Consider the following 8,487-nt stretch of genomic DNA (forward strand, 5'->3'; position numbering starts at 1 on the left):
TAGCCGGTGAGCCTGCGGACGCCCAGCACAGCGGCGGCGACCGCCGCGGGCGGGAACGCCGGCGCCGACCAGCCCGTGGCTGGACGCTGGAGCCGCCGGGACTGGTCGGTGCTGCTCATCACCTGCGTCGGGCTGTTCGTCACCCAGCTGGATCTGACCGTCGTCAACGTGGCGGTCGGCGCGATCGGTCGCCGGCTGCACGCGTCCACCGGCGCGGTCACCTGGGTGGTCGACGGGTATTTCGTGACGTTCGCCGCGTTCATGATCGGTTTTGGCGACGTCGGCGACCTGTTCGGGCGCAGGCGGGTCTTCCTGGCCGGGCTGGCCGGCTTCGCGGCCGCGTCGACTGGTTGCGCGGCCGCGCCCGGAGTCGGCTGGCTGATCCTGTTCCGCACCTTGCAGGGCGTCGCCGGCGCTGCCGTCCTCGTCTCCTCGCTCGCCATCCTCGCCGACGCCTTCGACGGGGCCGACCGCACCCGCGCGATCGGCGTGTGGTCGGCCGTGGCCGGCATCGCCCTGGTCGTCGGCCCACTCCTCGGTGGTCTGATCGTGGACGGACTGGGGTGGCGGTGGATCTTCTGGATCAACGTGCCGATCTCGCTCGTGAGCATCGCGGCCGGGCGCAGGGTGCTGCGCGAGTCGCGTCGCGGCGGCCACGACCGCCATCTCGACCGCGGCGGCCAGATCCTCGCCGTTCTCATGCTGGGCGCCCTGGCCTGGGGGCTGTCCGAGACAGCCGCGGAGCCTGGGTCGGTCATCGGATGGCTGGCGCTCGGCGCCTCGGTCCTGCTCGCGGCGGGATTCGTCGCGGTGGAGCGCCGGTGCGCGACGCCACTCGTGCCACTGTCGGTGTTCCGTTCGCGAACCTTCCGGGGCGCCAACCTCGCCTCGCTGCTGCTCAACTTCGCGACTCTCGGTCTGCTTTACCTGCTCAGCCTCGATTTCGAGCATGTGGACGGCCGGTCAGCCACCGCTACGGGCGTCCGCATCGCTCCGCTGTTCGCGGCCTATGCCGCTGTCAGCATGCTCGCCGGGCGGATCGCCGACCGGTTCGGCCAGCGCGTCCCGGGGACGCTTGGCGGCTTGGCCGCCGGTACGGGTGTCGCGCTCGTCGCAGCCGAGCGGGCGTCGGGAGCCGCTGCCGGCGCCGGTCTGGTGCTCGCGGGCGTGGGCATCGGGCTGGCGCTGCCGGCGGTGGTGTCGACTGCGGTCGCGGCCGTCCCGGGAGCGCGGGCCGGCCTAGGGGCCGGGCTGAACAACACCGCCCGCCAGATCGGCGGAACCCTCGGCATCGCGCTGCTCGGCGGAGTAGTCGCGGGCGCTGGAAGTGAGCGGGTGGGTATCGGCCGAGCGCTCATCGCGGTCGCGGCCGCCTATACCGTCGCGGCCGCGCTCGTGGCTTCGACCCTGCGGCGCCCGGCCCCCGTTCGGGGCGGCCCCGCGCACATCCCGAGCCCCGGTGGTAGCGACGGTCATCACGGAAGGCAGCAGCCATGATCGTACTAGTTCTGTGCCGTGACCGGCCCGGCACCCAGGAACTCCGCCGCGCGATCCGGCCCGCGCACCTCGAGTACATGATGGCCGCCCGGTCGAGGCTGGTCTTCGGTGGCCCGCTGACCGCCGAGGACGGGCTCGCCATCGGTGCGGTGTTCGCCCTGCGAGTGGCCACTACGTCCGAAGCCTCGCGGTTCCTCGCGGGCGAGCCCTACCACCAGGCCGGAGTGTTCGAGTCCGTCGTCGTCCATCCCATGCGACAGATGGTTCCCGAGGACCCACCCGGGCTGCTCGACGCCGAGCTGGACCGGGCTCGGGCGGCGGCAGCCGACGCCACCGTGTCGTCCTAGGCGCCGCCTGGAGCCGAAACCGGGCGCTATTCATTGCGGCGGCGACGGAGCGGACAACACCGTTCTGCTCGAGCCTCCTCGGCTATCCGCGAATAGCGCGTTTTCCGCGTTAACTGACACGCCAGCGTCGCCGACGCCGCTGGGTTAGCCGGGCCCATTTCCCTGCCGCGGAAACGCGGCTATAGCGACCTGGAGAAAAGGCCATGACATCTTCTATCGGCGTCGGCAAGCCGTCCCTGGGGGCTCGGCTTGATCGCCTGCCGGTTGGCAGGATCCACCTCGTCGCGGTCATCTGCGTCGGGCTCGGGTTCTTCTTCGACACCTACGAGGTGTTTCTGGCCGGCACGTTGTCGGTCGTGCTGAAGCAGAGCTTCGGATTTGGAGGGGATTCGCTCAAGCTTCTGCTGGCCAGTGCCTTCGTGGGCCAGTTTGCCGGCGCGCTGGTACTCGGCCGGCTGGCTGACCGCATCGGCCGCCGCAACTCGTTCTTGCTGAACCTGCTCATCTACTCGGTGTTCTCGCTGGTCGGCGGACTGGCGCCGAACGTCGAGGTCCTCGTCGGCGCGCGGTTCCTGGCCGGGATGGGGCTGGGGGCTGAGCTCACGCTCGGCGACTCCTACCTGTCCGATCTGCTGCCACCGCGGGTGCGCGGCCGGCTCATTGCCGTCGCGTACACGATCGGCTTCCTTGGCGTCCCGGCCGCCGGGTTTCTCGGCCGCGGGCTCGTGGCGCGCAGTCCGGTCGGCGTCGACGGATGGCGCTGGATGTTCTTCCTCGGCGCTCTCGGCGCCGTGCTGGTGTGGGCGCTGCGGCGGGTGCTGCCCGAGTCGCCGCGCTGGCTGGAGTCGGTCGGGCGGCATGAGGAGGCCGACCGCATCGTCACCGCGTGGGAGACCGACGCCGTCCGGCGTGGGCACGCCCTTTCCGAACCGGCCCCCGTCCCGGCCCCGACGGCGCCTCCCGAGACAGCACTGCGGCGCCCGCCGTTCCGCGTGTTGTTCACCGGGCCGTTCCTGCGGCGCACCGTGATGGCTTGGATCATGAACGTGATGTCGGCGATCGGCTACTACGGATTCAGCACGATCGCGACCCTGGTGCTGGTCGCGAAGGGCTACACGGTGCTTACCTCGCTGAGCTTCCTCGCCCTCACCTATGTTGGCTATCCGCTCGGCTCGCTGCTGTCGCTGCCGGTGATCGAACGCTTCGAGCGTCGCGCCATCGTGGCGGTCTCGGCCAGTGGAATGGCCGTCACCGGGCTGCTGTTCGGGTTCGCCGGTTCCGGCACCACCGTGGTCCTGTGGGGAACGCTGTTTACGTTGATCAGCAACGTCTACTCCAACGGTTACCACGTCTTTACGGCCGAGCTGTACCCGACCGCGGTGCGTGCCACGGCGGTCGGCGCGGCGTACGCGCTGAGCCGGCTCGTCACCGCCGCGCTGCCATTCGTCCTCATCCCCGTCCTCGACCACGCCGGGTCGGGAGCCGTGTTCACCGTGGTCGCCGCCGCCCTGGTCATCCTGGCCCTCGACGTCCTCGCGCTCGGGCCACGCACCACGGGACTGCCGGTGGACCAGGCCGCCGCTCTGCCCCAACAGCGGCCAGCGCCAGCACCCACCGCGCGCGAACTGACACCGGCTCTGGAACTGGACCAGCCGGGTGGGCCGCGGCATGCCTGACGGCGCGACCCCGGCGGCCGCGACCGCGGCCGCCGGGGTCGCCGCGGTCGCTGCGGGCGAGCGCGCCCCCCGTTCCGCGGCCGACGACGCCGTGGCCATCTGCGCCGACCTGCTGCGGATCGACACCTCCAACTACGGCACCGACGATGGCCCGGGCGAGCGCGCCGCCGCGGAGTACTGCGCGACCGTTCTGGCCGACGCGGGCCTGCCTGTCGAGATCATCGAACCCCGCCCCCGACGCACCACGGTCATGGCGCGTTGGCCCGGACTGGACCGAACACGGCCGCCGCTCCTCATCCACGCCCACACCGACGTCGTCCCGGCGGAACCGGCCATCTGGAGCAGGCACCCGTTCGGCGCCGAGCTGGCGGACGGATGCCTGTGGGGTCGCGGTGCGGTCGACATGAAGTACTTCGTGGCCCAGGTGCTTGCGGTGATCCGGGCCTGGTCAGGCAGCGGGCAGCGGCCGGCCCGTGACGTCGTGCTCGCCTTCGTCGCCGACGAGGAGAACGGCGGCCAACTGGGCGCGCGGTGGCTGGTCGAGCATCGTCGCGACCTACTGGACGACTGCACCGAGGCCATCGGAGAGGTCGGCGGGTATTCGGCGCGGTTGCCGACCGGGCAGCGGCTGTATTTCATCGAGACCGCGCAGAAGGGCGTCCTCTGGTTCGAGGTCACCGCGCACGGTCCCGCCGGGCACGCATCGATGATCAATGACGGTAACAGCGTGGTGAACCTGGCCGAGGTTGTCGCTCGCATCGGCCGGCACGAGTTCCCGTACCGCCTCACCCCGACCACGCGCGCCCTGCTGCAGACCGTCGCCGACTGCGTCGGCGAACCGTTCGATCCGGCCGACCCAGAAGCGTTGCTGCGCCACCTCGGCCCGACCGCCCGCATGATCGCTTCGTCACTGCGCGACATCGCCTCGCCGACCGAGTTGGTCGCGGGCGGAAAGACGAACGTCATACCGCCGCACGCCACGGCGCGGTTTGACTGCCGTTTCCTGCCCGGCTCCGAAGAAGCCTGCGCGGCGCGCATGCGCGAGCTGATCGGGCCGGGCGTCGACCACCAGATCGTCTACCGCGCCATCGCGGTGGAGACCGAATTCAGCGGGCCGGTCAGCGAGGCGATCACGCAGGCAGTCATCGCCACCGATCCCGGCGCAATCACCGTTCCCTACCTCCTGCCCGCGGGCAGCGACGCCAAGCACTTCAGCCAGCTCGGCATCAACTGTTTCGGATTCGCTCCACTGCAATTGCCCGACAGTTTCGACTTCCCCGCGGCCTTCCACGGCGTGGACGAGCGTGTGCCGGTCGACGCGATCCGCGCCGGAGTCGCCATCCTGGAACGATTCCTGCAGTTGTGCTGACTCAGGCTCCCGGGAGGAGGACCTCGTGGCGACGTTGTTGCGTCGAAGCGGACGGACCGAGGCGTGGTACGGACCGGCTCGGGGGACCTGGGCGGGTCGTCGTTCACCTATGACGAGGACGGCCGGATCTCCCAGCGGGCGGACGGCTCGACCTGGAGCAACTACCACTACGACGCCCGAGGTCAGCTGTCCGCTGTGGATGGCGGGGCGACCGGCGGTACCCGGGTCTACGACTATGACGACGCGGGCCAGCTGTCCTCGGTCGACTACCACGGCGGTACCGGGGCGGTCCGTAGTTTCGACTACGACCAGTTGGGCCGGGTCACCTCGGACACGTTGACCGGGCCGTCGGGGACGTTGCGGGCGCAGAGCTATGCCTACGACGACAACGACAACCTGACCTCGACGACGATCAGCGGGTCGGGGGTGGCCGGGGCTGGGACGCAGAGCTACGGCTATGACTGGGCGAACCGGCTGACGTCCTGGACCAACCAGGCCAGCGTCACCACCAGCTATGGCTGGGACGGGGCGGGAAACCGGACCTCCGCCGGCGGTACGTCCGCGACCTACGACGCCCGCAACCGGCTCGCCTCCAGTGGTTCGACCAGCTACGCCTACACGGCCCGCGGCACCGAGGGCGTGAACACGAAAACCAAGCTGATCAAGCGTCAGATGTACGGCCGCGCGGGCTTCCCACTCCTCCGCCACCGGATCCTGCTCGGCTGAGATCACCCTCCGTCACCACCGAAAGGGCGCCAGAGCCGCTAACTTGACAGTCCCCCCTGACGGCGCTCTGATCGGCGCCGGGACGGGCGCCGGCGACTGGGTCACCCTCGACGACGCCCACGGCGACATCGTCGCCGCCTTCACCACCGACGGATCCGCACTCACCGAAAGCCGCAGCTACGACCCGTTCGGTAAACCTCGGTCACCGGTCAGCACCGACCTGCAGATCGGCTACCAGGGGAACTGGACCGACCCCGACACCGGGCTCGTCGCCGCCCAAGCCCGCTGGTACGACCCGGACACCGCCACGTTCCTGACCCGCGACACCTACCCCCTGCCCTGGACCGGCACCCCCGCCGACAACCGCTACACCTACGCCGCCGCCAACCCGCTCGCTCACAACGACCCCACTGGATCCGTCTCCTCCAGCACGGCCGCCGCCCAGCAGGCGGCACTGATGGCGCAGAAGATCCAGAACGCGGAGCGGGAGCGGGCGGCGCAGCAGGCAGCCGTGGAGGCGCAGCGGAGGCTGGTAGCGCAGCAAGCGGCGCTGAACGCGCAGAAGATTGCGAACCAGCAGCGCGAGGAAGCGGCGTTCTGGGCCGGCGTCAACGCCGCCCTCGCATTCCAGGAAGCAGAACGCAAAGCACGTGCGGAAGCTGAGTTCTGGGCAGGTGTCAATGCCGCGCTCGCCTTCCAGGAAGCAGACCGACAGCGAGCCGCCCAACAAGCAGCACAGAACGCGGCACAACAAGCCGCACAGCAGGCGGCACAGAACGCGGCCTACCAGGCAGCAGCACAGCGAGACCGAGACCAGGCAGCCCAGGTAGCCGCTCAGCAAGCCGCACACCAGTCAGCGCAGGTAGCCACGCAGCACGCCGCCAACCAGTCAGCCGTACAAGCCGCAGACACCGCCCACCAGGCCGCAACAGCCGCCGCCGCCCCGAAGCCGATACCCCCGCAGGCCAGCCCCGGCACCTTCACCGCCTCCCAGGTCGTCCTGCCATCCGCTGGCGCCGGCGGCGGCCAGCCATCCGGCGTCCAGCCTGCGAGCTGGTTGGACGATGCGTTCTGCGTCAACGTCGTCCTGTGCGCGGTAGTAGGCAGGAACCACCCGAGGGAGAAATCGCAGCTCGAAGAATGGCTCGAAAGCCCCGAAGGTCAGGCGGCCATGATGGCCGTGCCGGGAGGAGGGGGAGAGGCGGCCGGCACGAAGGGCCTCGCCGGCCTGAAGGGCATCCTCGGCCTGAAAGGTGACTCCCTTTACAGCCGTCTCCTCGGCAAAGCCCTCGACAAAAAGTTGGCCCAGTTCTGCTCATTCGCTGGACCTACCACCGTGCTCATGGCCGACGGCACACGGAAGCCCATCGAGGACATCCAGGTCGGCGACATGGTCATCGCCACCGACCCGGAGACCGGCGAACAGAAGCCCGAAACGGTCACCCGCCTGTGGATCCACTACGACCAGCTCACCGACCTCGTCTTCGCGGACGGCACAGTACTGACTACGACCGAGGATCACCCGTACTGGTCCGTCGACGACCAGCGCTTTGAGCCAGCCAGCGAGCTTGCGCCCGGTGAGCAGGTCCTCACAGCTAACGGCCAATTCGTAGCGGTCACCGGGCTGCGGCCGCTGACTGCTCACGACGGGCTGGCCTATAATCTCAGCGTCAACGATATACACACCTATCATGTCGGCGACGATGAAATCCTCGTCCACAACATCGGTTGTGGTGTCGAGAAATGGACGAGCCAGAGAAATCTTGATGATCACTTTCGACGGCACGGTGAGGAGATGGGATTCGATAGTGTGGCGGAATATGGTTATGCGGCAGAGGACCTTATGTGTATATGTGTTGGTCGCAGGGAAGGCGTGCTGATCAAGCGAGATGGGAATACGAGGTACTTCCTCGACCCGCAATCTGGAGAGTTCGGAGTGGCCAGTGAGAAGGGGATTGTTACGTACTACAGACCGGAGAATCCGCGCGCGCATTTTGATAGTCAGCCCGGAGTTCTGATCCCATGACGTTGCCTCCTGATCGATCGCCCTGCCCGTGCTGTGGTCACATAGTGCATGATGGCCGGCCCGGATCTTCTCTCATCTGTCCTGTCTGCTTCTGGGAGGATGATGTGGTGCAACTTCGGTGGCCTCTACTGGATGGCGGAGCGAACGCGCGTTCTCTGGTCGAGTCTCAGGGGATATACAATGCAATAGGTGTGAGCGAAGATCGATTTGCAAATAACGTTCGTGCGCCAATGGCTGGAGAGCCGGTAGACGAAGGATTCCGACCAATCAATCTCGCCATTGATCACTTTGAGGAGGTGTATGTGCAGGAGGAGCCTTGGCCTGGGGATCGGAATGTTCTCTATTGGTGGCGACCAACATTCTGGAGGCGCCCCAAAGGCGACTCGCGGAGATAGTAGACATAGCTGCCATTGGCTCGGGTCGACAGCAGGGTCTCGGCGAGGTAGCTCACTGTGATGATCAATAGCTGATCGTAGTGAACCCGGCGGCCGGCTCGTAGGCCCGGCACCTGGGGACGGGCTTCCGAGGGGTTATGCGCGGGTCGAAGCGGCGGCGGCGGCATATCGCTGGGTCTCCCGCTGACGTTTCGCGGGCCGGTTCGGAAATGGCCTTCGGGCCGGCCTTTGACGCGTCGCCGCCCCTACTTTGACGGAACCTCGCACACGCGTTGTGACGGAAGTGGCCTCCTGCTCGGACAATGAAAGCGCCAACCCACATTGTCCAAAAAAAAACAGAAGGCCACCGCGTGCCATCATGCCAGCCTGCCCCCGGCGTGTCCACCGCCCTGTTCGACTGCGAGCAGTGTGACATCTCCAGCCTGCTCGCGATGCTGGGTCAGCTTCCTGA

6 protein-coding genes and 1 pseudogene are annotated in these 8,487 nt (G+C 68.2%); all 7 read left to right on the forward strand.

Features of this window, described 5'->3' with window-relative positions:
• The first annotated feature begins 6 nt into the window (after positions 1 to 6).
• The 7 genes and pseudogenes from BCD48_RS11795 to BCD48_RS55540 all read left to right on the forward strand — a co-directional run bounded on the left by BCD48_RS11795 (position 7) and on the right by BCD48_RS55540 (position 8,036).
• Positions 7 to 1,497: an MFS transporter gene (locus BCD48_RS11795; protein WP_071048399.1), complete on the forward strand. Its 1,491-nt coding sequence runs from the start codon at positions 7 to 9 to the stop codon at positions 1,495 to 1,497.
• Entirely contained in the window at positions 1,494 to 1,844 is a 351-nt protein-coding gene (locus tag BCD48_RS11800; RefSeq protein WP_071048400.1) for a YciI family protein, read from the forward strand. Before BCD48_RS11795 ends, BCD48_RS11800 begins: the two co-directional genes overlap by 4 nt.
• 203 nt (positions 1,845 to 2,047) lie before the next feature.
• Positions 2,048 to 3,520 carry an MFS transporter gene (locus BCD48_RS11805; protein WP_071048401.1) on the forward strand — a complete coding sequence of 491 codons (1,473 nt, stop codon included), beginning with the start codon at positions 2,048 to 2,050 and terminating at the stop codon, positions 3,518 to 3,520.
• Positions 3,513 to 4,889, forward strand: a complete 1,377-nt coding sequence (locus tag BCD48_RS11810; RefSeq protein WP_071048407.1) for a M20/M25/M40 family metallo-hydrolase — start codon at positions 3,513 to 3,515, stop codon at positions 4,887 to 4,889. Before BCD48_RS11805 ends, BCD48_RS11810 begins: the two co-directional genes overlap by 8 nt.
• A 63-nt stretch (positions 4,890 to 4,952) precedes the next feature.
• Positions 4,953 to 5,207, forward strand: a pseudogene (locus BCD48_RS56515) (hypothetical protein); the annotation flags it as partial.
• Between the two features lie 451 nt (positions 5,208 to 5,658).
• Positions 5,659 to 7,641, forward strand: a complete 1,983-nt coding sequence (locus BCD48_RS11820; protein WP_071048403.1) for an RHS repeat-associated core domain-containing protein — start codon at positions 5,659 to 5,661, stop codon at positions 7,639 to 7,641.
• On the forward strand, positions 7,638 to 8,036 hold the full coding sequence (locus BCD48_RS55540) for a CPCC family cysteine-rich protein (RefSeq protein WP_083418505.1): 399 nt from the start codon (positions 7,638 to 7,640) through the stop codon (positions 8,034 to 8,036). Before BCD48_RS11820 ends, BCD48_RS55540 begins: the two co-directional genes overlap by 4 nt.
• Positions 8,037 to 8,487 lie beyond the last annotated feature (451 nt).

The sequence above is a fragment of the Pseudofrankia coriaricola genome (assembly GCF_001854805.1).
Lineage (GTDB): Bacteria > Actinomycetota > Actinomycetes > Frankiales > Frankiaceae > Pseudofrankia.